The following is a 22,298-nucleotide window of genomic DNA, read 5'->3' as shown; positions in this document are numbered from 1 at the left end:
CCATGTTTTCATCATTCACCATTCGTCGTCTGCTGCCCGCTCTACTCGCCAGCCTTGTTATGGCCAGCGGTTGTTCCAGCCTGTCACCCTACTCGGACATGACCAAGGTCGACCTCAGCCTGCGCGGCGGCGATCGTCTCAATCCCGATATCAATGACCGCCCCTCCCCCATAGTGCTGCAGCTCATTGAGCTGAAGAATCCGGTCGCCTTCGAGCACGCCGACTTCTTCTCGCTCTATCAACGTCCGCGCGAGGTGCTGGCACCCGATCTGGTCGCTATCGAGGAACTGGAGCTGCGCCCCGGCGAAGAGCGCAGTTACAAGCTGTCGGCCGCTCCCGAGAGCCGCTACCTGGCAGTGCTTGCCGCCTATCGCGACCTGCCCCAGGCACAGTGGCGCATTGTGGTGCCATTGAGCAGCGAAGAGCGCAACGAGGTGGCATTGCTGCTGGATGAGCATGGCATACGCGCGCTGGATTCCGACCAGGAAGAGGACTGAGCATGAGCATGCAAAAGGTAGTCTGGCAGGAGGGCATGCTGCTGCGTCCGCAGCATTTCCAGCAGAACGACAGGTACTATGACCAGCAGCTGAAAAACCGTACCCAGAAGCTGCTGAGCCACGCCTGGGGCTTCTTCAGCCTGGAGATAGACGCGCAGTTTCTCAACATGGGCAAACTGGTGATCAGCCATGCCAGCGGCGTGCTGCCTGATGGCAGCTTGTTTGAAATCGGTAACGAGAAAGAACCCCTGGCGATAGACGTCCCACCCAATACCAGCAGCACCCCTGTGTATCTGGCGCTGCCTCTGGTCACCAGCAACCATGTGGAAACCCGCCGGCCCAGTCAGAAGGATGTGCTGGCACGCTACACCGCCTTCGACGCCGAAGTAGCCGACTCCAATGCCGGCGACAGCAGTGCCAGCCAGGTCAGCTGCGCGCAACCGGATTTTCGATTGTTGCTTGGCGAACACCCCAACGAGCACGCCTTTGTGCGGCTGCAAATCTGTGAAGTGCAGGACAGCACCCCCGATGCGGTCATCAGTCTGAACCCGGAGTATGTAGCCACCTATCTGCACAGCCACGCCAGCAGCTACCTGCTGTCCTGTCTGAAAGAGGTGGTCAGCATGCTGGCCCACCGCGGCGACATGCTCGCCGAACGCATCCGCGCTACCGGCAAGATGGGCAGCTCCGAGGTGGGTGACTTCATGATGTTGCAGCTGATCAATCGCAGCGAGCCCGTGTTGCGTCATCTGCTGAATCAGGAACAGGTGCACCCGGAACAGATCTACCGCGAGCTGCTGGCGCTGCTCGGCGAATTGTCTACCTACTCCAGCGAGAGCAAGCGACCCAAGCACGATAGCCGCTATCAGCATAGCGACCAGGGACAGAGCTTTCGCAAGCTGATGGACGCGATCCGCCAGGTGCTGTCGATGGTGCTCGAACAGCACGCCGTGGAGTTGCCGTTGCAGCAGCGCCAGTACGGCATCAAGGTCTCGCCGATCAACGATCCCAAATTGCTCGGCAGCGCCTCCTTCGTGCTCGCCGCCAGTGCGCAGTGCGACTCCGAAGAGCTGCGCAAGCGTTTGCCGGCACACCTCAAGGTCGGCGCAGTCGAGCGCATTCGGCAACTGGTCAACCTGCATCTGCCAGGCATCAAGGTCAAGCCCTTGCCTGTGGCGCCACGGCAGATCCCGTTCCACTCCAGCAAAACCTATTTTGCGCTGGAGTTCAGTTCGGAGGAGCTGGCGCAGCTGGAGCGCTCCGGCGGCTTCGCCTTCCATGTATCGGGTGAAATCAGCGGGCTGGAGCTCGCGTTCTGGGCCATCAGGAGCTAACCAAGATGATCAGGGAAATGGAATACAGTCAGGATGACAAGACAGTCATCCTCAGCCGCCAGGGTCACAGCCCGGCCAACAGCACACTGACCGACTTTGCCACCCCGCCACGCTATGAAAATCTGGAAGAGCGCATGGTGTACGCGGCGCGTGTCAAGCCCACCGAGCAAACCCACCAGGGGTTGAATCCGCTGGTCGGCATGGCTACCAGTCTGTTGTCGGAAATGGTCCGGCTCAAGCACAGCGCACAGGCAGAGGATTTGTACCTGCTCAAGGACCGCCTGGTCAGCGAGATCAAGTTGTTCGAGCACCGTGCCCTGCAGGAAAGCACCGACAGCGGTCAGGTGATGGGCGCACGCTATGTACTCTGCACCGCGCTGGACGAGGCCGTGGTCACCACACCCTGGGGTAACGAAAGCGAATGGTCGCAGATGAGCCTGCTGAGCAGCTTTCACAACGAGACCTTTGGCGGCGAAAAGTTCTTCATTCTGCTGGACCGCCTGGCGCGCAACCCGGTCAAGCATCTGGACATGCTGGAGCTGATGTATGTCTGCCTGTCACTGGGATTTGAAGGCAAATACCGGGTGCTGCCACGGGGCCTGCTGGAGCTGGAAAACATCCGCGACAGCCTGTTCCGGCAGATCCGGCAGATTCGCGGCGATGTTCCGCGCGAGATCTCGCCGCATTGGCAGGGCCTGAAGGGCGAAGGGCGGCGTCTGGTGCGCTATGCCCCCTGGTGGCTGGTAACCGCGCTGACCCTGACCTGTCTGGTAGTGCTCTATAGCGGTTTTGCCTGGGTGCTCGACGAGCAACGCGACAGCGTCATGCCGCCCTACCTCAGTGACAGCACCGCAAGTGCAGTAGCAACAACCCAAGCAGGGAAGAATTCACAATGAAGGGATTTGTACGAAAAGCCGCAGCAACGCTGCGCAAGACCTGGGTCTGGACATTGCTCTGCGTACTTCTGGCAGCCCTGTTCATCTGGACCGCCGGCCCTCTGCTGGCGGTGAACGACTACCGTTTCTGGCAGTCCAGCGGCAGCCGCCTGCTGACCATCAGTTTGCTGTTTCTGGGCTGGGGCCTGGGCGTGGTGTTTTTCAACTGGCGCCGCGACCGGCAGAAGAAAGCGCAGGAGAACGATGAGCAGGCGCAGCAGCGCCAGCGCCGTGAAGAACAGATCATCGAACAGCAACTGACCCTGCACGAGCGCTTCCGCCAGGCCATGCGCACGCTGCGTACCTCCAGCCTGTATCGCGGACGCAGCGAACGCTGGAAGCGCGACCTACCCTGGTATTTGCTGTTGGGTCCGCAGGCCAGCGGCAAGACCAGCCTGCTGAACTATTCCGGACTGGAGTTTCCGCTCAACAAAAGCGCCAACGCCACTCAAGGCACCCGCCTGCCCGTCAACCCCCACACCGGTCTGAGCGCAACCGATTACGCTGACTGGTACTTTGCCGAGCACGCGGTGATCGTGGACACTGCCGGGCGCTACCTGAGCCAGCCTGATGCCGACCTCGACGGTCAGGGCTGGCAAACCCTGCTGCGGCTGCTGCGCCGCCGTCGCGGACGCCACCTCAACGGCGTGCTGGTGACGCTACCCAGCGAACTTCTGCTCAGCGGCAACGAGATGGAACTGGAAGCCCTGGCACGGCAGACTCGCCAGCGATTGATGGATATCAATCAGCAGTTGGGTGTTGATGTACCCGTATACCTGGTGCTCAGCAAGGCTGACCAGATCCTCGGATTTGACGAGTTCTTTGACCACCTCAGTCAGGACGAACGCCATCAGGTCATGGGCGCCAGCTTCAGCAAGGAGCAAGATGGTACTGACGCGAGCGTGGTGCGTGCCGAGTTCGATGCTCTGCTGCAGCGTCTGAACAGCCAGATCATTCCGCGTTTGCATCTGGAGCGGGACAACCAGCGACGCGGTCGCATTCTGGATTTTCCACACCAGTTGGGCAGCCTCGGCGAACATCTGGCCCTGTTCATCGAACTGGCCTTTGCCGGTAATCGTTACCAGCGCGTCACCCAGTTGCGTGGCTTCTACCTCACCAGTGCACCCCAGACGCACGCCGCGCACGATCCCATGCAGAGCGAGTTCAGCCGTAATCTCGGCATGCCGATACAGCCACTGCCGGCGCTTCATCGCCAACAGGGCTATTTTATCCAGCGCCTGCTCAGTGAGGTCGTTTTCCCCGAATCCGCCCTGGCCGGGCTGGATGAGCGCGAGGTAAAGCGTCTGCACCGGCGCCAGCGCGTTCTCTACGCTGCCGCCTTCACCGGCCTGGCGATACTCGGCACCAGTTGGGCATTGAGCTTCTCGGCCAACCACGACCGTTTCGAACAGTTGCGTCAGCTCAGCGAATACTTCGAATCCACTCCCGGCAGCATAAGCGCCCACAGCAACGCCGCGCAGCTGCTGAAACAGCTGGATACACGCTACGCTGCTACGCTGGTATTTCTGCCACGCGAAGAAGTGCGCTGGCACGACCGCGCTGGCCTCTACCCCGGCGAAGAGGTCAATCCACAGCTCGATGCTGCCTATCAGCAAGCGCTGCAGCAATATTTGCTACCGCTGGTAGCCAAGCAACTGGAGACTCAGATCCGCAGCGAAATGCACGACCGCGAGTTGCTGCTCGGCAGCCTGCGCGCCTATTTGATGCTGAATCTGGCCGAACGCCGCGACAACGCTTATCTGCAGGACTGGATGGCCGACGAATGGTCTCTGCGCTATCCCAATAACAATGCCGTACAGAGCAGCCTGAGTGACCACTTCGAGCGCTTGCTGGACAGCTCCTTCTCAGCCTACCCGCTAAATGCCCGCCTGGTCGCCGATGCCCGCCAGCAGCTGCGTGGCGAATCTCTGGCCAGCGTGATCTATCGCATGCTGCGTGAGCAGGCGAGAAGCTTGCCGGTATACCGCATGGACCAGAACCTGGGCCCGCAGGCACTGCTGCTCACCGCACGCAGCAACACCATTCCGGGTTTTTATACCAAGAGCGGCTACGAGCAGATGTTCCTGGGCCAGGGCGCAGACGTAGTCAGCAGTATGCTCAAGGACAACTGGGTGCTGGGCAACAGCGACGACCTGAGCCCCCGCGACCTGCTCCGCCTGAAAGGTGAAATGGAAGCGCTCTACTTCCAGGACTATGCCGATCAGTGGATCAACGCCATTGCCCGGTTGCAGCTCGAGCCGCTTGGTGCGCCGGGAGCCGGCGCTGAGAAAATCTCTGGCCTGGCAGCCGCCAACTCGCCAATCACCCGGCTGCTGCAGGAGGTGCGTGAGAACACTCTGTTCCTGCCACCCGAGATCCCCGAGATTCCGGACGAGGTAGGCAACCTGGGCAATACACGGCGTGCACGACAAGCGCAGAAACTGGCCGAACTGGGCGCGGATGTTGCCGCCGACCAGCTCACCCAGACGGCGGGCCAGGCGGCGCTGCAGCAGCGTTTCAGCAGCCTGCACCAGTTACTTGATGCCGAGGGCAATCCCAACGCGCAACTGGCAAGCGCACTGCAGGCGATGGGCGCGTTGCAGATACAGCTGGCGCAGTTGGCCAACTCCAGCACGCCGCAACAGGACGCCTTCGATATGGCCAAGGCGCGCATGCAAGGCCAGCGCGACGCCATCAATCAGGTACGCAGCAGTGCCGGCAATCTGCCTGCCCCGGTCAGCAACTGGATATCACTGCTGGCTGAAGACGGCTGGATGCTGGTGCTCTCCGATGCGCATCAGTATCTCAATCAGCGTTATCGCAGCGAGTTGTACAGTGCTTACCGCACCTCTCTGCGCCAGCGTTACCCCTTCGCCCTGGACACCGACAGCGACGTGGATCTGGCCGATTTCCGCGCCTTCTTCAAGGAACAGGGCATCGCCGATGCCTTCTTTGAGCGCTATCTGTCGCCCTTCGTCAGCGGCTCCTCCGGGCAGTATCAATTGCGCCGGGTGGACGGTCGTGCCCTGCCCATCTCCCGCGAGTTTCTGGGTCAGATGTCACGCGTGCAGACCATCCGTCGCAGCTTCTTTGCCGAGGACCCCAACGAGCCAAGCATTCTGTTCAAGCTTGAGCCCTACTCCCTGGACTCCAGCCTGGGTCGGGCCAGCTTCCGCTACGGTAGCCAACAAATGGAGTACCGGCACGGGCCCATAGTGCAAAGCGCTTTCCGCTGGCCATCGCGCGGCGAAGAAGAACGCATCAGCCTGGTGGTCGAGGACCTGGGCGGGCGACGCATGGGCATGGAGCAACGCTCAGGCGCCTGGTCGTTGTTCCGACTGCTCGATCAGATGGAGGTCGATTATCACACCGACCGTGACGTACTGCTGCTCAAGGCAAGTCTGGGCGGTCTGCGCGCCAACTACCTGCTGCACAGTCAGCGCGCGCCCAATCCTTTCGATGTCTCGGTCCTGCGGGGCTTCGAATTGCCGGCGCGCCTGTGATGGAAGCGTTGCAAAGTTGCTGGGACAGTGCCGCACGCACCGACCGTGGCAAGGTGCGTGAGCGCAATGAAGACTCGGTTCTGGATTTACCCGGTCGCGGCATATGGCTGGTGGCCGACGGCATGGGTGGGCACCAGAACGGTGCCCTGGCCAGCCGCCTGATAGTCGAGGAAATTGCCGAGTTGAGTCTTGCAGGCAATCTCGACCAGCAGGTGCGGCGGGTGCGCCAGGCTCTGCATGTGGTCAATCGCAGGCTTGGGCACGAAGTCACAGTCACCGCCGACCAGCCTGACGCCGTGATGGGTAGCACTGTGGTTGCACTGCTCGCGGATGAGCAGCGCGCCGTTTGCCTGTGGGCTGGCGACAGCCGCTGCTACCTGTGGCGCAATCAGCGACTGTATCAGCTCTCGCGGGATCACTCGCTGATGCAGCAGCTGATTCACGAGGAGCACATGGAGCCGCTGACCGCAGCCAAGCATCCGGCGGCCAATGCCTTGACCCGCGCAATTGGCGCGCACGAACGACTGGTGCTCGACATCATCGAGTTCAGCATACAGCCCGGCGATACCCTCCTGCTGTGCAGTGACGGTCTGTACCAGGCTGTCTCGAGCGGCATTCTCAGTCACGCGCTGGGCCTGCTCTCGCCAGCGGCGGCGATTGAATACCTTTTTACTCACGCCCTTTCCGGCCCCGCGCGCGACAACATCAGCGCTGTGGTCATGCGCCGATAATGCACAAGGAGCAGTCAATGGATTCTGCACTGGATACCCCCCCTAGCCCGGACGGCACCCAAGTGGCCGGCAAAGCGCCAAAGCCAGCCAATCCCGTCACCGTTCGACAGAGCGGAGACCTGCCACCGGTCCTGAGCAATCGCTACCGTATCGAGCGTCTGCTCGGTGTTGGCGGTATGGGCGCGGTTTACCGCGCGCGTGACCTGTTGCGCGAGCAGTACGGCGACCCCGACCCCTATGTAGCACTGAAAACCCTGAACGAAGAGTTTGCCCAGTACCCCGACGCCAATGCATTGCTCTACAGTGAGTTCGCGCTGACCAGCCGATTGCGCCACAGCAACGTGATTCGCTTTTACGCCTTCAATGTCGACCGCACCAGCCAGCGCGCCTTCATGACCATGGAAATGCTCAAAGGCCCAACGCTGGATCAGCTGATCAGCGAACGCCGCGACGGACTGGACTGGCCCGAGTTGCAGCAGATTGCCGTGCCCCTGCTCGAAGCGCTGCATGCCTCGCACAGCATTGGCGTACTGCATGGCGACATCAAGCCCAGCAACGTGATACTCACTGATGATGGCCTGCGTCTGTTCGACTACGGCCTGGGCCAGCCGGTACAGGGTCTACTGCCGGGCTTGCCACGGCTGAGCCGCAAGCGGATTGCCGCCTGGACACCCCGTTACGCGGCGCTGGAACTGCTCGAAGGCGGACAGCTGAGTGAAGCGGCAGACCTCTATGCGGTCGCGGTCATTCTGTACGAGTTGTGCAGTGGTCATCACCCCTACAGCCGGCTTACCGCCAAGCAGGCCAAATGCATGGAGCAACGCGCCACCCTGAGCAAACCGGACAATCTGCCGCCGCACTGCTGGCCCGCACTGAAGAATGCCCTGGCCTTCGACGAACAGGAGCGCACCACCAGCGTCGCAGAGCTACTGGCCTGCTTCAGTCTGCGCCAGAGTAGCCTGCTGCAGCGCCTTTTCGGACGTGCCGGGTAATTTACCAGGTGCCCAACCGCCCGCCGACTACCGGCAAAAAAATACCCCGCAGATTGCGGGTTTTTTTTTCTCAGCGTGTCAATCAGAGACTCAGCGGCCGATTCGAGGCCTTGATGAACTCCTGCTTCAGATCTTCGTACGTATGTACCGCCGGGAACTGCGGGAATTCCTGAATGACGTTATCCGGAGCGTGGAACAGGATGCCCGCATGGGCTTCCGACAGCATGGTGGTGTCATTGTAGGAATCACCAGCGGCGATAATGCGGTAATAGAGACTCTTCAGAGCGATGACCGACTGCCGCTTGGGGTCCTTCTGGCGCAACTGGTAATCCGCCACGCGATCGTTCTCATCGGTAATCAAACGATGACAGAGCAGCGTCGGAAAGCCCAACTGGCGCATCAGCGGCTGCGAGAACTCGTAGAAGGTGTCAGACAGGATGACAACCTGAAAGCGCTCACGCAGCCAGTCGACAAACTCCACCGCGCCATCGAGCGGCTTGAGGGTAGCGATCACTTCCTGAATGTCGGAGAGTTTCAGGCCGTGCTGATCGAGAATTGACAGGCGCTGCTTCATCAACACGTCGTAATCAGGGATATCCCGGGTGGTCGCCTTGAGTTCTTCGATGCCGGTTTTTTCGGCGAAAGCAATCCAGATTTCGGGAACCAATACGCCCTCAAGGTCAAGGCAGGCAATTTCCACGTAACTCTCCTGATCAGGGTAATTTGAATGCCGCACAATCTACCGGCAAGCGCCCCGTGGCGCAACGAGAAAGCCGCCAAAGCCAACGCATCACAGAACATAAGTGCATAAAAATATAACCAAATAAAAGAGGATGGACTAAAGCCCCTTTGTTAGACTTTCCGCCCACAGAACGGTGAACAATACAGACACCGCGGGATAGAGAGCCTGATGCCCATGCAATCACTTGATACTGCGCAACTTGCGGTCGACTACGCCAAAGAGTCACCGCAAAAGATTCTAGAACTGGCCTTTCAACACTTCGACAATCTCTGGTTGTCGTTCAGTGGCGCTGACGACATCGTCGTGCTCGACATGGCCTGGAAGATCAACCCCAACATCAAGGTATTTACCCTGGATACCGGTCGTCTGCACCCGGAGACCTATCGTTTTCTGGAGCAGGTACGCAAGCACTACGGCATCCAGATCGAGGCGCTGTCGCCCGATTATCAGCAACTGGAAAGTTACGTACGTGAGAAGGGCTTGTTCGATTTTTATGAAAGCGGGCACGGCGAGTGCTGTGGCATTCGCAAGATTGCTCCGCTGCGGCGCAAACTCGCCACGGTAGACGCCTGGATCACTGGTCAGCGCAAGGACCAGAGCCCGACCCGCGCCGATGTGCCGGTAATTGAGCTGGATGCGGCCTTCTCCACCCCGGAACATCAGCTCATCAAGTTCAATCCTCTGGCCAACTACAGCAGCGAGGACGTATGGAACTACATCCGCATGCTGGAAATTCCCTACAACCCGCTGCACGAACGTGGATTTGTCAGTATCGGTTGTGAGCCCTGCACCCGTCCGGTGCTGCCCAACCAGCACGAGCGCGAGGGACGCTGGTGGTGGGAAGAAGCCACCCAGAAAGAATGCGGCCTGCATGCGGGCAACTTGATCGCCAAGTCCTGAACGCAGGCGGCGCTGCGCCGCCTGCTGTTCCAGCCGTCGCGGGTGCCCGCCAACAGCGGGCATGGCGTCGGCCAGTCAGGCCGACACCTCAGAGTACCGGCAGCTCGACCTCGGCAAACAGCTCGTCGAGCTCCACACGGTTGCTGCACTGCAGCGCACGATCTATTACCTCACGGTCAAGATGTGGCGCGAAGGCTTCGATGAAGTCGTACATGTAACCACGCAGGAAAGTGCCGCGGCGAAAGCCGATCTTGGTGACGCTGGCCTCAAACAGCTTGCTGGCGTCTATCACCACCAGATCAGGGTCGGCGACCGGATCCACAGCCATGTGCGCCACTATCCCAACGCCCAGTCCGAGCCGCACATAGGTCTTGATCACGTCGGCATCGGCAGCAGTAAACACCACCTTGGGCGAAAGACCGCGATTGCTGAAGGCTTCATCCAGCTTGGAGCGGCCAGTGAAACCGAACACATAAGTCACCAGTGGGTGCGTGGCCAGCTCCTCCAGCGTGAGTTCGCCAATATGGGTCAGTGGGTGCCCCTTGGGCACGATCACGCAGCGATTCCACTTGTAGCAGGGCATCATCACCAGATCGGAGAACAGTTCCAGTGCCTCGGTGGCGATGACAAAGTCGGCCGTGCCGTCCACTGTCATTTCGCAAATCTGCATGGGCGTGCCCTGGTGCATATGCAGGGAAACATCCGGGTAAGCGCTGATGAATTTCTTGATGATCGGCGGCAGTGCGTAGCGCGCCTGAGTGTGCGTGGTAGAGAGGGTCAGGGTGCCCTTGCGCTCATTGCTGAACTCCTGGGCAATCTGCTTGATGCTGTCGACCTTGCGCAAAATCTCGCCGGCTGTGGCAATGATGCGCTCGCCGGCCGGGGTGATACGGGTAAGGTGTTTGCCGCTGCGGGAAAATACCTCGACCCCCAGCTCATCCTCCAGCAAACGAATCTGCTTGCTGATACCCGGCTGCGAGGTATACAGGCTCTGCGCGGTGGCGGAAACGTTGAGATCGTGATGAGCCACTTCCCAGATATAGCGCAGTTGCTGCAGCTTCATTGGTCTTCCTCTTTGGATTCGACGGCTCAAGGCCGAACAAGGACCAGGCGCGAGCGTGGCACCTCTATGCGGTCTGGCGGTGCAGCACAGCATAGACCGCTTATAACCAGATTAGTTGTTATTCGCCTTAGGTTAGACCATAAAATCTAGCGGATACAGCAAAGTTTCAAAATGCTGACAGAGTGCAGGCACAGCGTGCAAACAGAATACAAACCTATTTGCATATCAACCGCTTAGTAGCGGCAGATGTACTTCGCAAGGGATGCTCAAGGCGGCCTGTGCTGGATCCCAGCACTGCCCGGACAGACTCAATCGGGCTCGGGCAATTTGAGATTGCTGATGCCGTGCGGCACATGGCCGGTGGGCACCACGCCGACTGCACGTTGGCAATGGCCCTCCTGATCATCAAAGAACAGATCCGCGCCAAAGGCCTGCAGAAAATCGGATTTGTCCAGGCCACCAAGAAACAGTGACTCGTCCAGACGGATATTCCATTCGCGCAGGGTGCGGATAACCCGTTCATGGGCCGGAGCGCTGCGCGCGGTAAACAACGCAGTGCGGATGGGACAGGGCTCGTCGGCAAACTCGGTCTGAATCCGGTTGAGCGCTGCCAGAAAGGCCTTGAACGGGCCGCCGCCCAAAGGTTGCCTGGCCGCGGCCTGCTCGCTGGCCTGAAAGGCGGCCAGACCATCGCGCTGAAACACCTGCTCCGACTCATCTGAGAACAATACGGCATCACCGTCGAAGGCAATACGCAGCTCATCGCGGGTTTCCCGACGCAGACGTGAAGGCAGGATGGTGGCAGCGGCAAATCCCGCCTCCAGCGTGGCGCGCACATCTTCGGCGTGGGTTGAGAGAAACAGGTGACAGCCGAACGCCGGGATATAGGTAAAAGGGCTGCGCCCGCCGGCAAAGGCCGCGCGGGTGATGCCCAACTGATAATGCTGGATGGAGTTGAATACCCGCAGACCGGTATCGGCGCTGTTACGCGACAGCAGTACCACCTCTACCCTGCTATCGCCCTCGAGCAGACTATTGATACGCAGCAGCTTTTGCACCAGGCCGAACGCCTCGCCGCGCTCCAGCGGCGAGTCCTCGCGCGCTATCTGGTATTGCCGATAGGCTTCGAGCCCTTCCTGCTCGTAAACCTGATGGCTCTCGTCCAGGTCAAACAAGGCCCGCGATGAAATGGCAATAACCAGTTTGTCACCAAGCAGCGCGGGCATGTCGTTCCTTTTCTTGTGCCATTGGCCTTGCGCCGGCACGGGAGCCGAGCTCAGGCCTGATCGGCGTTGAGGTAACCGTTCTGGATGAAGGTCAGTTGATCCAACAATGCCTCGGTTTTGGGCATGCTGCAACCCGCCGCAGCCGCCTGGCGCAGCATTTCGCCATACAGGCTGTCCAGCTCCATTGGCCGTTTGTGCAACCAGTCGTGATACATGCTGGGGTGGTAATCGGGCATCATTGCCGTGCCTGCCAACAGCTTCTGACCCAGGCCATCGGGCATCTCCACTGCGCAGGCTTTCGCCGCGCTGACCACCTCTTCCATCATGTCGCCAATCAGCTTGCGGCTGGCCTCGCTGGCCAACAGCGCCTTGGTGCCGGCATTGAGCACCACGGATGTGCCGTTGAAGGGTGCATTCCACACCAGCTTCTGCCAGCGCGCAGCGTCCACACCTGGCAGAATGCGAGTAGGAATATTGCCGGACTTGAACAGCGCGGCGCCCTCTTCCAGCAAGGCCTTCTGCGCATCGGCGTCGCTCTGCGCCGGGCCTGAGTGATAACCCAGATCCACCATGCCATTGAACTGATGCTTGATCAGACCAGGACCTTCGCGGAACAGGCAGACGTAACACAGGCCACCAATCAGATGAACACTGTCTGGCAGGAAAGGCCGCAGCTTGTCTTCGTTATTCAGGCCGTTCTGCAGCAGTACCACCTTGGCGTCCGGTTTGGCGGCCTGGGCAATCAGCTCTCCCAAGTCGTCGCTGGTGGCCTTGGCGCCGACCAGAATCCAGTCACATGGCGGCATGTCCGCTGCGTTCTGATAGGCCTGCACCGGCTGCAGGTGAAGCTGCTCGTTAACCAGGCTGTTGACGGTGATGCCATTTGCCACCACGGCGTCGTATTCGCTGCGCAGCAGGAAGTGCACATCGTTGCCGCCCTTCGCCAACATGGCGCCATAAAAACCACCGATAGCGCCGGTGCCGATAATGCCGATGCGCAGATTGTTATTGTTCATACCAGCCTCATGTAAAGGATGCGTTGTAGATGTGTCCGAATGGTAATGCGTCAGCGCCGGGTGAGACAGTCAACAACGCGACAAAGCGTTGCGTGAATCGATTCATATTCACCCGCTCCGGCGATTAATTTTGTTTTTCAAGGTAATAGAGGGCTGCGGGGTAGCCTAAGCGGGCAAGCTTGATTAAGCTGTGAAACCCTTTTTGAAACGGTCGCGCCGATTTGCGGCCGGCACGACTTCCCAGGATGAATGATGGCCGATTTACCAATTGATGATTTAAACGTCACCTCCAACGAGATTCTGATCAGCCCGCAGCAGCTGAAAGCCAAGATTCCGCTGAGCGAGGCGGCGCAGCGTACCGTCGTCGAAAGTCGCCAGGTGATTCGCGACATTCTTGATGGCAAGGACCACCGACTGTTTATCGTCATTGGCCCCTGTTCCATCCATGATATCGATGCAGCCAAGGACTACGCCGCCCGCCTCAAGGTGCTCGCCGACGAGGTAAAAGACACCATCTATCTGGTCATGCGCGTTTATTTTGAAAAGCCGCGCACCACCGTTGGCTGGAAAGGCCTGATCAACGATCCCTACCTGGATGATTCGTTCAAGATTGAAGACGGCCTGCATATCGGTCGCCAGTTGCTGCGCGATCTGGCTGAAATGGGTTTGCCCACCGCTACCGAAGCACTGGATCCGATCTCGCCGCAATACCTGCAGGACCTGATTTCCTGGTCCGCCATTGGCGCGCGTACCACTGAATCACAGACGCACCGCGAGATGTCCTCCGGCCTGTCCTCGGCCGTCGGTTTCAAGAACGGCACAGACGGCAGCCTCTCGGTCGCCATCAACGCGCTGCAGTCGGTTTCCAGCCCGCATCGCTTCCTGGGTATCAACCAGCAAGGTCAGGTGTCCATTGTCACTACCAAGGGCAATCCCTATGGTCACGTGGTGCTGCGCGGCGGCAACGGCAAGCCCAACTACGATTCGGTCAGCGTCGCGCTGTGCGAGAAGGAGCTGGAGAAAGCCTCTATCGCTCCCAACATCATGGTCGACTGCAGCCACGCCAATTCCAACAAGGACCCTGGCCTGCAACCGCTGGTGATGGACAACGTCGCCAACCAGATTCTCGAGGGCAACAACTCGATTGTCGGGCTGATGGTCGAGAGTCATATTGGCTGGGGCAGTCAGTCGATCCCCAAGGACCTGTCACAACTGCAATACGGCGTCTCGGTGACTGACGCCTGCATAGATTGGGACACTACCGTCAGCAGCGTACGCAGCATGCACGAGAAGTTGCGGGACGTACTGCCCAAGCGCAGTCGCTCTATTGCCTGACCGCACGCCGAGTATAAAAAAACCGCCCTACGGCGGTTTTTTTATATCCAGGTTTTGTTATATCCAGGCTATAGCTTATTCGGAATTGGCCGACTGACGATCCATGTACCACTCAACGTAAGAGCACGAAGGGATGACGGTATACCCCTTCTCCTCGGCAAAACGTAGCGCATGCTCGGTCAGTTGCGCCGCCAGTCCCTTGCCACGCAGAGCATCCGGCACAAAGGTACGGTAGATATCGAGCGTCTGCTTGCCTAGATCCATATAGGCCAAATAAGCTCGCGAGCCCTCCACAACAACATAGAACTGCTTGCCTTCCGGATCATGCTGGACGGTTGCATTCATGTTCATTGTCGGCCTCCCAGGCGGCGGTTTAACTTGCGAATTATTCCACTATAGACCCCGTTCGGGCGGAATGTTTCCCGCCCGAACAAAAAATCTGTCAGGCCGGCGGGTTAACGCCGATGCCCATGGCCATCAGAACGGCAATGGACAACAGACAGGCAATGACCGGTATTACCACCGTCACCACAAACAGATTCTTGTACGCTTCCTTGTGCGTCAGGCCCATGATCATCAGCGTCGCTATCACGGCGCCGCAATGCGGCAACGAGTCCAGGCCGCCGGCGGCAATCGCCGCGATACGGTGCAGAATCTCCGGTTCAATCCCCATCTCCAGGTACTTGGGCGCCAGCGTCTGCATGAATATCTGCAGGCCGCCGGAAGATGAGCCGACAATCGCCGAGACCACACTGACCGAGGCGAAAACCGACAGCAGCGGTGGCATGTCGACGTTGAGAATCCACTGGGCAAAGTGGCCAAAACCGGCGGTCTGCGTCACCACACCACCAAAACCGATGACCGCAGCAGTGTTGAGCAGCGGCATGATGGAATCATCTGCCCCCTGGCCAAACACCTGCGCCGCATTGCGCCGCAGCCGCGGAAACAGCAGCACACACGTGAGCGAGCCCAGGATTAGCGCCATGCTCGGCCAGATGATCGGTTGCGCCGCGCTGAACAGCAGCACGCGACCTAGCAGGCTGTCGCCGGCAGCCCAGTCGGCCATACCCAGCAGCAAACGGGGCAACATGATCACGCCCAGCACCACCACCATAGGCACCATCGCCATCATCCACGGCGGCGCCTGGGTCGAGTTGTCGGCCAGTTGTTCCATACGCAGATCCTGGGCGTTCTCAACGAAGCCTTCGCCGCTCAGTCGCGCTTTCTTCCATTCCCACTCGACATACCACATACCCAGACCGGCCATGACCAGCGCGGCAAAGATGCCGATCCAGCCGCCAGCGAACAGATCAGTGCCCAGTGAACTGGCAGCGATCACGTTGTGGATGGAAGGCGTGCCAGGCAAGGCCGTCATGGTGAAAGTGCCGGCACCCACGGAGGTTGCCGCAACCCACAGGCGCTTGGGCAGGTTGGCTTCACGCATCAGCGTGATACCCAGCGGGTACATGGTGAACACCACGACAAAGACCACCACGCCGCCGTAGGTCAGCAGCGCACAAACCACCATACCCACCAGCAGCGTATGCTTAACGCCCAGGCTGCGCGTAATCGCCAGGGCAATACTTTTAGCAGCCTGGCTGGTGGCCATGACCTTGCCAAAGATAGCGCCACAGAGAAACAGCAGGAAAAACTTGCCGGCGAAAGTGAAGGCCCCAAGCGCGCCGAAAGGATAAAACTCCAACAGCGTCTGCGATACCAGCAGGCCGTTGGTCAACGCCACCACCAGCGCGCAGATCAAGGACGCAATGAAGATGTTAACGCCGCGCAACGCCATGTAAATCAACAGCGCAAGGCCGGCAAGCAAGCCGAGATTTCCTAGCATGATCAATCCTTATAGTTATTTGCCTGCGACACATTACCTCAGCCGCCGCTCAAAACAAGTCATAAGCGGGCGGATTACACAGGTTGATTGTGATGCATAAGGAGAGATTTTATTTGCGCCTCACTTTCATCCAGCAAGGCAACTGCTACTATTAAGAGCGCTAGCACAGAACGCACTGCAAGAGATCCGATGGAACTCCGTCAGGGGATCAGGGGTCTTTTGCAGTGCGTTCTTATAGCAAGGACTTTTACACAAGGGGAAAGTATATGAAAACTGCAATGAAAGTATCTGCCGTCGCCTTTGCCACGCTGCTGGCTGCAGGTTGCAGCAACAGCATGGAAAAGGAAATGAGCGCACGTGTAGCCGCTAACGAAAACGCGACTGCCAGTGCTCAGGCTCGTGCCGACGAAGCCTATCGCAAGGCCGAGGAAGCACTCTCTGCAGCCCAGCGCGCACAGCAAACGGCTGACGAAGCAAACGAGCGCGCCATGCGCATGCTCGACAAGGCCAGCCAGAAGTAAACGGCCGGCTTGCTGCCTGTTCGGCTCAGATGGGCCGAACAGGTTGTCCTATCACCCCGGGGATGCCGCTCTCCGCGTACACCAGATCACGAATCGCCTTCCAGTCCAGCTTGAATCCGCTGACCTTGTCACTCTGCTCTGCCAGCAACTGCTGAATGGCACCCTGTTTATCCAGGGTGGACGGCATGCCGTGCTCATCCAGCGGCGTATGTACCTCCAGATACAGCAAACCGTCCATCACTCCGAGCTTGTACGGCTGATTGACTATGGTCACGGTCGTCCCTACGGGTACCTGGGGGAAGAGTTCGGTTATGTCTTCGTTGCGCATGCGAAAGCAGCCATGGCTGACCCGGGTGCCTATGCCGAACTTCTTGTTGGTGCCGTGAATAACGTAGCCGCTCATGGCCAGGTTCATCTTGAACGGGCCCATGGGGTTGTCCGGTCCCGGCGGCACTACAGCGGGAAGCGGATCACCATTGGCCGCGTGCTCTTCAAGGATTGATTTGGGCGGATACCAGGAGGGCTTTTCCTGTTTGCGCAGAATACGCGTCTGCCCCAAAGGTGAAGACCAGCCCTCGCGACCTATGCCCACCGGGTAGCTGGAAACCAGCTCACCACCCTTGTGGAAATAATACATGCGAAACTCCGGGAGGTTGATCACTACTCCTTCACGCTCGGCAACCGGCAATACATGCTGGCCCGGCAGCGTTATTTCGGTGCCCTCTCCCGGAAGCCAGGGATCGATGGCAGGATTGGCGGCCACCATCTCCAGATAGCCGTAACCCAGCGAGCTGCCCAGATCAGCAAAGGTATCCTCATAGCGCGCGGCGCGTACCTGCACCTCGCCAATGACATCCTGATCGGCGCTGTGCAGCACGTAATCATTGGCTTGCACCACAGCGGGTGAAACAAGACTCGCGACCATAGCCAGGCCGGCCAGGGTGGGACGAAATACGCTCATGCATCAACTCCTGATAGACAACATATTCATGACCACCTGCCGACATTCATCCGGCGGCTGCGCACGCCGTGGTTTGGGCGCACGTTGCTGTTCCTGCCGCAACTGGCCGGTCAGTTCCAGACAAGCCGGACACACCGCCGCCATGGTTTGCCGGGTAACCTCCCGGTAGACCGGCCGGGACGGCAACAGGTCACCGCACAGGGTGCGCTCGCGCGGCACATCCAGGCGCAGATTGATATCGACCAGATGCAGATGCCAGGGATCCTGCACGAAAAGGTCCTGCTGCTCGTCTTGCTCAACAACACACCAGCGCCTGGCAATCCAGGACACACTTGCAGCCACAACGTTCTCCCGCCAAATATGAACAGCTCAGCGCTGCTTAACAAGCCAGTCGCTGATTGGCGGCCAGGCATTTTCCAGAATGCCCGGCTGACCTGCGGCGTTGGGATGAATACCGTCAGCTTGCATCAGCTCGGGCACACCCGCCACTCCTTCAAGCACAAAGGGCACCAGAGTCACCTGCTGCTGCTCGGCCAGGTCACGATAAACCTGCTCGAAGGCTTTGGTATAACGCACGCCATAATTGGGTGGTATGCGCATACCCAGCAGCACAACCTCGGCGCCAGCAGCGTGCGCTGCGTCTATCATCGCCGAAAGATTCTGTTGCATTTTATCTGGAGCCAGCCCGCGCAAGCCATCATTACCGCCCAGTTCGATGACAACCAGATCCGGCTCGTGCGCCTGCAGCAGGCGCGGCAAGCGGGCCAGCCCTCCGGCGGTAGTATCACCACTGACCGAAGCATTCACCACCGGCAACTCTACCGATTGTTCGCGCAGGCGTGCCTGCAACTGACTCACCCAGCCGCGTTCGAGTTCCAGACCGAAAGCCGCACTGATACTATCCCCCACTATCAGAATGCCCTGTGCAGACACAGGCGCAGCGGCGGATAGGGTCAGCAGCGACAACAGCGTTGCCGCCAGGCAGTTTCTCCAGGGTTTCATCAGGCAGGTACCATGTCAGACAAAGTGATAATCGCTCGCCACCTTAGCAAAGTCGTGACCAGCTCGGAAGCCGAGCTGACCATTCTGGATAACGTCAGTCTGAGTATCGAGCGCGGCAGCAGTGTCGCCATTCTCGGCGCCTCCGGCTCCGGCAAGTCTACGCTGCTGAGCCTGTTGGCGGGGCTGGATTTACCCACCAGCGGCGACGTCGAACTCGCGGGCAAGGCACTCAATCAGCTTGATGAGGACCAGCGCGCAGCTCTGCGGGGTGACAAGGTCGGCTTTGTGTTTCAGTCTTTCCAACTGCTCGACAGCCTGACCGCACTGGAAAACGTCATGCTGCCACTGGAGTTGGCCGGACGAAAAGACGCCCGTACGCGCGCCGCCGAACTGCTGGAGCGCGTCGGCCTGGCCGCCCGCACCAGTCATTACCCGCAGCAGCTCTCCGGGGGTGAGCAGCAGCGAGTAGCCGTGGCCAGGGCCTTTGCCAGCGAGCCGGCCATTCTCTTTGCCGATGAGCCCACCGGCAATCTGGATGCAGCTACCGGCGAGCGTATTACCGACCTCTTGTTCGAACTCAACCGCGAGCAACAGACCACTCTGGTACTGGTTACCCACGATGCACGCCTGGCCGAGCGCTGCAGCAATACGCTGCATATGCAAGCCGGCAGTTTGCTGGAGCCGGTAGCGTGAGCAGTTTCAACACGCCGGCGCTGGCACTGCGACTACTGGGCCGGGAGTGGCGCTCGGGCGAGTTGCGGGTACTGGTGCTGGCACTGCTGATTGCCGTGACCATCAGCACCGCCATCAGCTTCTTTACCAATCGCATCGAGCGCAGCATGACCAGCCGTGCGGCGGAGTTTCTGGGCGCCGACATGCTTGTCTCATCCCGTAGCCCGCTGCCCGAGCTCTACGCCGAGCAAGCCAGCCAGCGCGGATTGCAAACCAGCGCCCAAGTCGGCTTTTCCAGTGTCATGGCCACCGACGCGCAGATGCAGTTGAGCAGCGTCAAGGCTGTGAGTGCGGGCTACCCGCAGCGCGGCGAGTTACGCATTACCGATCAGCCCTTCGGGACCGAACGCAGCACGCAAGACATTCCTGCACCAGGTGAGGTGTGGATCGAACCCCGCCTGCTGAGTCAGCTGCAGCTGCAAGTGGGCGACAGCGTTGACGTCGGCTATGCCAGCCTGCGTATCAGCGCCCTGCTGACCCACGAGCCGGATCGCGCTGGGGACTTCTACAGCCTGTCCCCCAGTGTATTGATGAACCTGACCGATCTGCCCGCCACCCGCATAGTGCAACCGGGTAGCCGGGTCAGTTTTCGTCTGCTGGTCAGCGGGGACGAGCAAAGCCTGCAGGACTATCGCGATTGGCTTGAACCACGCCTTGAGGTCAACCAGCGCGTACGCTCGGTAGCGGACGACAATCGCCAGGTGGGTAACGCCCTGGGGCGCGCCAACCAGTTTCTTGGCCTTTCCAGCATCGCTGCTGTGGTTCTGGCCGGGGTCGCGGTGGCGCTTTCGGCCGGTCGCTTTGCCGTGCGACATTTCGATGCCAGTGCCTTGTTGCGCTGCATGGGGCTATCGCGCCGGCAGGTGCTGCGGCTGTTTCTCTGCCAACTGTTGTTGCTGGGAGCGCTCGCTACACTGGCGGGTTTGCTGCTTGGCTGGCTGGTGCAATGGGGACTGGTAGCACTGCTGCACGATCTTCTGCCTCCCGACCTGCCCGCACCGAATCTGACCCCTCTGTGGATAGGCGCGGCGACTGGGTTTACCGCGCTGATTGGCTTCGCCCTGCCGCCGCTGCTGCGGCTTGGGCGGGTCGCACCACTGCGGGTACTGCGCAGGGATCTTGCCCCCATGCCCAGCAGCAGCTGGCTGATCTACGGGCTGGCGCTGTGCGCGCTGTGCCTGCTGATGTGGCAGTTCACCGGTGATCTGAAACTGACTCTGTCCATGGTGTTTGGCGGCGCAGTAGCCGCGCTGGCACTGGGCTCGCTGGCCTGGCTGCTGCTTCGCGCCTTTGCCGGGCCCCTTGGCCGTGCTGGCCTGGCCTGGCGCCTGGGCAGCGGTGAGCTGCTGAAACAACCGGTCGCGGCGGCCACCCAGATACTGGCCTTCGGTTTGATCTTCATGAGCATGCTGGTGGTGATCATTCTGCGCACCGAATTGCTGACCACCTGGCAGAATCAGCTGCCGCCCGACTCGCCCAACCATTTCGCGCTCAATATATTGCCCGAGCAAGCCGACGCCTTTGCCGACCAGCTGGCTGAAATCGGTGCCCGCAGCGCGCCGCTCTACCCGGTCACTCCCGGCCGCCTGGTCAGCATCAACAGCCAGCCGGTGCGCGAACAGGTGACCAAGGACAGCCAGGGCGAGCGCGCCATCAACCGCGATCTGAGCCTTACCTGGTCAGCCGAGCTGGCCGCCGACAACCAGTTGCGCGAAGGTCAGTGGTGGTTGTCCGAGGCCACTAACGACCCTCAGGTATCGATTGAAGCCGAGCTGGCCGACAGCCTGGGTATCAAACTGGGCGACCAGTTGGATTTCGTGATCGCCGGGCAGACACTGCAGGGTCAGGTGAGCAGCATTCGCGAAGTTGCGTGGGATAACTTTACGCCCAACTTCTACATGATATTTTCGCCCGGCAGCCTCGATGGCCTACCCGCCACAATCCTCACCAGCTTTTATCTGCCCAGCAGTGAGCGAGACGCCCTGCGCCGGCTCAACCGCGCCTTTCCAGCCATGACATTGCTGGAGGTAGAGCCGGTGCTCGAGCAGATTCGCAGCATCCTGGCGCAGGTCACCCTGGCGGTCGAGTACGTCCTGGTGTTTGTGCTGCTGGCCGGACTCACAGTGCTCTTCGCCGCCCTGCAGGCGACGCTGGACCAGCGCCTGTATCAAGGGGCCCTGCTGCGCACCCTGGGCGCTCGCAAAGTGCTGCTGCGTCGCGCCAACTATCTGGAGTTCTGTCTGCTTGGTGCGCTGGCCGGGTTGATGGCGGTGGCGGCCAGCGAGCTGGCGACCTGGGCGCTGTATCGCTTCGCTCTTGATCTTGTCTGGCAGCCGCATTTCTGGCTCTGGCTCGCGGCGCCACTGGGTGCAGCTGTGCTGATTGGCGTGGCCGGTGCCCTGGGCACCCGCGCAGTGGTTCACCAGAGCCCCATGCGCCTGATCAACCGGAGTCATTGAGGTGAGTCGCTATCGACCACCGCGCAGCGCCGGCACTGCGCTGATTACTGCCGAAGGAGCACAGCGGCTACGCGATGAGCTGGACCAGCTGTGGCGGGTAAAACGCCCGGCGGTCACCCAGGCCGTGAGTGAGGCAGCCGCGCTGGGCGACCGTTCGGAGAATGCCGAGTATATCTACGGCAAGAAGATGCTGCGCGAAATCGATAGCCGGGTGCGCTTTCTACGCAAACGACTGGAAGCCCTCAAGGTGGTCGACCAACCGCCAAGCGACCTCGCCAAGATCTATTTCAGCGCGCGCGTGCAGCTGGAGGACGAAGACGGCGAAACCCTGCAAGTGCGCATCGTCGGGCCGGATGAGATAGACCCCAAGCGGCAGCACATCAGTATCGACAGCCCCATGGCACGAGCGCTGCTGGGCAAGAGCCTGGACGATGAAGTTTGCGTCCAGGCGCCCGGCGGCGAGCGCCTGTACTGGGTCACATCCATCGACTACTAGCTGGCGAGCA

General features: G+C 60.0%; 21 protein-coding genes. 12 read left to right on the top strand and 9 right to left on the bottom strand.

Annotation, left to right across the window (positions count from 1 at the left end; translation table 11 throughout):
- The first annotated feature begins 2 nt into the window (after positions 1-2).
- The 6 genes from tssJ to V7756_RS08705 are packed head-to-tail and all read left to right on the top strand — an operon-like array spanning position 3 to position 7,992.
- Complete coding sequence (gene tssJ, locus V7756_RS08730) at positions 3-497, top strand: type VI secretion system lipoprotein TssJ (protein ID WP_335609767.1); 495 nt, start codon at positions 3-5, stop codon at positions 495-497.
- Positions 498-499: 2 nt separating this feature from the next.
- On the top strand, positions 500-1,831 hold the full coding sequence (gene tssK / locus V7756_RS08725; protein WP_335609766.1) for a type VI secretion system baseplate subunit TssK: 1,332 nt from the start codon (positions 500-502) through the stop codon (positions 1,829-1,831).
- A gap of 5 nt (positions 1,832-1,836) precedes the next feature.
- Positions 1,837-2,727: a type IVB secretion system protein IcmH/DotU gene (icmH, locus tag V7756_RS08720; protein ID WP_335609765.1), complete on the top strand. Its 891-nt coding sequence runs from the start codon at positions 1,837-1,839 to the stop codon at positions 2,725-2,727.
- The gene (gene tssM / locus V7756_RS08715; RefSeq protein WP_335609764.1) at positions 2,724-6,269 is read left to right on the top strand and encodes a type VI secretion system membrane subunit TssM; all 3,546 of its coding nucleotides are present in this window, start codon (positions 2,724-2,726) and stop codon (positions 6,267-6,269) included. The genes icmH and tssM overlap by 4 nt, the downstream gene beginning before the upstream one ends.
- Positions 6,269-7,000, top strand: a complete 732-nt coding sequence (locus V7756_RS08710) for a PP2C family protein-serine/threonine phosphatase (RefSeq protein ID WP_335609763.1) — start codon at positions 6,269-6,271, stop codon at positions 6,998-7,000. The genes tssM and V7756_RS08710 overlap by 1 nt, the downstream gene beginning before the upstream one ends.
- Positions 7,001-7,017: 17 nt before the next feature.
- On the top strand, positions 7,018-7,992 hold the full coding sequence (locus V7756_RS08705) for a serine/threonine-protein kinase (RefSeq protein WP_335609762.1): 975 nt from the start codon (positions 7,018-7,020) through the stop codon (positions 7,990-7,992).
- Positions 7,993-8,074: 82 nt separating this feature from the next.
- On the opposite strand, the gene thrH is transcribed toward V7756_RS08705, so the two are convergent.
- A complete protein-coding gene (thrH, locus tag V7756_RS08700) occupies positions 8,075-8,692 on the bottom strand; it encodes a bifunctional phosphoserine phosphatase/homoserine phosphotransferase ThrH (RefSeq protein ID WP_335609761.1) in 618 nt (205 codons plus the stop codon).
- 216 nt (positions 8,693-8,908) lie between these two features.
- On the opposite strand from thrH, the gene V7756_RS08695 reads away from it, so the two are divergent.
- A complete protein-coding gene (locus tag V7756_RS08695) occupies positions 8,909-9,634 on the top strand; it encodes a phosphoadenylyl-sulfate reductase (RefSeq protein ID WP_335609812.1) in 726 nt (241 codons plus the stop codon).
- Positions 9,635-9,722: 88 nt separating this feature from the next.
- Here the strand turns inward: V7756_RS08695 and cysB are convergent, their stop codons facing one another.
- The 3 genes from cysB to V7756_RS08680 form a co-directional block, all read right to left on the bottom strand.
- On the bottom strand, positions 9,723-10,697 hold the full coding sequence (gene cysB / locus V7756_RS08690; RefSeq protein WP_335609760.1) for an HTH-type transcriptional regulator CysB: 975 nt from the start codon (positions 10,695-10,697) through the stop codon (positions 9,723-9,725).
- 308 nt (positions 10,698-11,005) lie between these two features.
- A complete protein-coding gene (locus V7756_RS08685; RefSeq protein ID WP_335609759.1) occupies positions 11,006-11,923 on the bottom strand; it encodes a 5'-nucleotidase in 918 nt (305 codons plus the stop codon).
- 50 nt (positions 11,924-11,973) lie between these two features.
- The gene (locus V7756_RS08680; protein WP_335609758.1) at positions 11,974-12,939 is read right to left on the bottom strand and encodes a putative 2-dehydropantoate 2-reductase; all 966 of its coding nucleotides are present in this window, start codon (positions 12,937-12,939) and stop codon (positions 11,974-11,976) included.
- A 252-nt stretch (positions 12,940-13,191) separates the two neighbouring features.
- Between V7756_RS08680 and V7756_RS08675 the strand changes: the two genes are divergently transcribed.
- Complete coding sequence (locus V7756_RS08675) at positions 13,192-14,274, top strand: 3-deoxy-7-phosphoheptulonate synthase (RefSeq protein ID WP_335609757.1); 1,083 nt, start codon at positions 13,192-13,194, stop codon at positions 14,272-14,274.
- A gap of 75 nt (positions 14,275-14,349) precedes the next feature.
- Here the strand turns inward: V7756_RS08675 and V7756_RS08670 are convergent, their stop codons facing one another.
- Together V7756_RS08670 and V7756_RS08665 are read right to left on the bottom strand one after the other, a co-directional pair.
- Positions 14,350-14,625 (bottom strand): GNAT family N-acetyltransferase, encoded by a 276-nt coding sequence (locus tag V7756_RS08670; RefSeq protein WP_335609756.1) that lies wholly within the window; start codon positions 14,623-14,625, stop codon positions 14,350-14,352.
- A gap of 91 nt (positions 14,626-14,716) precedes the next feature.
- Positions 14,717-16,117 carry a GntP family permease gene (locus V7756_RS08665; protein ID WP_335609755.1) on the bottom strand — a complete coding sequence of 467 codons (1,401 nt, stop codon included), beginning with the start codon at positions 16,115-16,117 and terminating at the stop codon, positions 14,717-14,719.
- Between the two features lie 266 nt (positions 16,118-16,383).
- Between V7756_RS08665 and V7756_RS08660 the strand changes: the two genes are divergently transcribed.
- Entirely contained in the window at positions 16,384-16,638 is a 255-nt protein-coding gene (locus tag V7756_RS08660; protein ID WP_335609754.1) for an Lpp/OprI family alanine-zipper lipoprotein, read from the top strand.
- A 25-nt stretch (positions 16,639-16,663) separates the two neighbouring features.
- Here the strand turns inward: V7756_RS08660 and V7756_RS08655 are convergent, their stop codons facing one another.
- Genes V7756_RS08655 through V7756_RS08645 form a run of 3 tightly spaced genes read right to left on the bottom strand, consistent with a single transcriptional unit; the run spans position 16,664 to position 18,601 of the window.
- Complete coding sequence (locus V7756_RS08655) at positions 16,664-17,599, bottom strand: L,D-transpeptidase family protein (RefSeq protein WP_335609753.1); 936 nt, start codon at positions 17,597-17,599, stop codon at positions 16,664-16,666.
- A gap of 3 nt (positions 17,600-17,602) precedes the next feature.
- Complete coding sequence (locus V7756_RS08650) at positions 17,603-17,941, bottom strand: hypothetical protein (protein ID WP_335609752.1); 339 nt, start codon at positions 17,939-17,941, stop codon at positions 17,603-17,605.
- Between the two features lie 27 nt (positions 17,942-17,968).
- Positions 17,969-18,601: an arylesterase gene (locus V7756_RS08645; protein WP_335609751.1), complete on the bottom strand. Its 633-nt coding sequence runs from the start codon at positions 18,599-18,601 to the stop codon at positions 17,969-17,971.
- Between the two features lie 12 nt (positions 18,602-18,613).
- Here V7756_RS08645 and V7756_RS08640 point away from each other — a divergent pair, with 12 nt between their 5' ends.
- From V7756_RS08640 to greB, 3 genes are read left to right on the top strand one after another with little or no spacing between them, the layout of a single operon-like run.
- Complete coding sequence (locus V7756_RS08640) at positions 18,614-19,294, top strand: ABC transporter ATP-binding protein (protein ID WP_335609750.1); 681 nt, start codon at positions 18,614-18,616, stop codon at positions 19,292-19,294.
- Positions 19,291-21,792, top strand: a complete 2,502-nt coding sequence (locus V7756_RS08635; RefSeq protein ID WP_335609749.1) for an ABC transporter permease — start codon at positions 19,291-19,293, stop codon at positions 21,790-21,792. The genes V7756_RS08640 and V7756_RS08635 overlap by 4 nt, the downstream gene beginning before the upstream one ends.
- A gap of 1 nt (position 21,793) precedes the next feature.
- A complete protein-coding gene (greB, locus tag V7756_RS08630) occupies positions 21,794-22,288 on the top strand; it encodes a transcription elongation factor GreB (RefSeq protein WP_335609748.1) in 495 nt (164 codons plus the stop codon).
- Positions 22,289-22,298 lie beyond the last annotated feature (10 nt).

The sequence above is a fragment of the Halopseudomonas sp. genome (genome assembly GCF_036961105.1).
Taxonomy (GTDB): Bacteria; Pseudomonadota; Gammaproteobacteria; order Pseudomonadales; family Pseudomonadaceae; genus Halopseudomonas.
Note: the sequence above shows the minus strand (reverse complement) of the source record. Positions and strands in the feature narration are given on the sequence as shown.

Bases quoted from the DNA above. Each gene is read 5' to 3' on its own strand.
- tssJ (WP_335609767.1), top strand. From the start codon at position 3: ATGTTTTCATCATTCACCATTCGTCGTCTGCTGCCCGCTCTACTCGCC.
- tssK (WP_335609766.1), top strand. From the start codon at position 500: ATGAGCATGCAAAAGGTAGTCTGGCAGGAGGGCATGCTGCTGCGTCCG.
- icmH (WP_335609765.1), top strand. From the start codon at position 1,837: ATGATCAGGGAAATGGAATACAGTCAGGATGACAAGACAGTCATCCTC.
- tssM (WP_335609764.1), top strand. From the start codon at position 2,724: ATGAAGGGATTTGTACGAAAAGCCGCAGCAACGCTGCGCAAGACCTGG.
- V7756_RS08710 (WP_335609763.1), top strand. From the start codon at position 6,269: ATGGAAGCGTTGCAAAGTTGCTGGGACAGTGCCGCACGCACCGACCGT.
- V7756_RS08705 (WP_335609762.1), top strand. From the start codon at position 7,018: ATGGATTCTGCACTGGATACCCCCCCTAGCCCGGACGGCACCCAAGTG.
- V7756_RS08695 (WP_335609812.1), top strand. From the start codon at position 8,909: ATGCAATCACTTGATACTGCGCAACTTGCGGTCGACTACGCCAAAGAG.
- cysB (WP_335609760.1), bottom strand. From the start codon at position 10,697: ATGAAGCTGCAGCAACTGCGCTATATCTGGGAAGTGGCTCATCACGAT.
- V7756_RS08685 (WP_335609759.1), bottom strand. From the start codon at position 11,923: ATGCCCGCGCTGCTTGGTGACAAACTGGTTATTGCCATTTCATCGCGG.
- V7756_RS08680 (WP_335609758.1), bottom strand. From the start codon at position 12,939: ATGAACAATAACAATCTGCGCATCGGCATTATCGGCACCGGCGCTATC.
- V7756_RS08675 (WP_335609757.1), top strand. From the start codon at position 13,192: ATGGCCGATTTACCAATTGATGATTTAAACGTCACCTCCAACGAGATT.
- V7756_RS08670 (WP_335609756.1), bottom strand. From the start codon at position 14,625: ATGAACATGAATGCAACCGTCCAGCATGATCCGGAAGGCAAGCAGTTC.
- V7756_RS08665 (WP_335609755.1), bottom strand. From the start codon at position 16,117: ATGCTAGGAAATCTCGGCTTGCTTGCCGGCCTTGCGCTGTTGATTTAC.
- V7756_RS08660 (WP_335609754.1), top strand. From the start codon at position 16,384: ATGAAAACTGCAATGAAAGTATCTGCCGTCGCCTTTGCCACGCTGCTG.
- V7756_RS08655 (WP_335609753.1), bottom strand. From the start codon at position 17,599: ATGAGCGTATTTCGTCCCACCCTGGCCGGCCTGGCTATGGTCGCGAGT.
- V7756_RS08645 (WP_335609751.1), bottom strand. From the start codon at position 18,601: ATGAAACCCTGGAGAAACTGCCTGGCGGCAACGCTGTTGTCGCTGCTG.
- V7756_RS08640 (WP_335609750.1), top strand. From the start codon at position 18,614: ATGTCAGACAAAGTGATAATCGCTCGCCACCTTAGCAAAGTCGTGACC.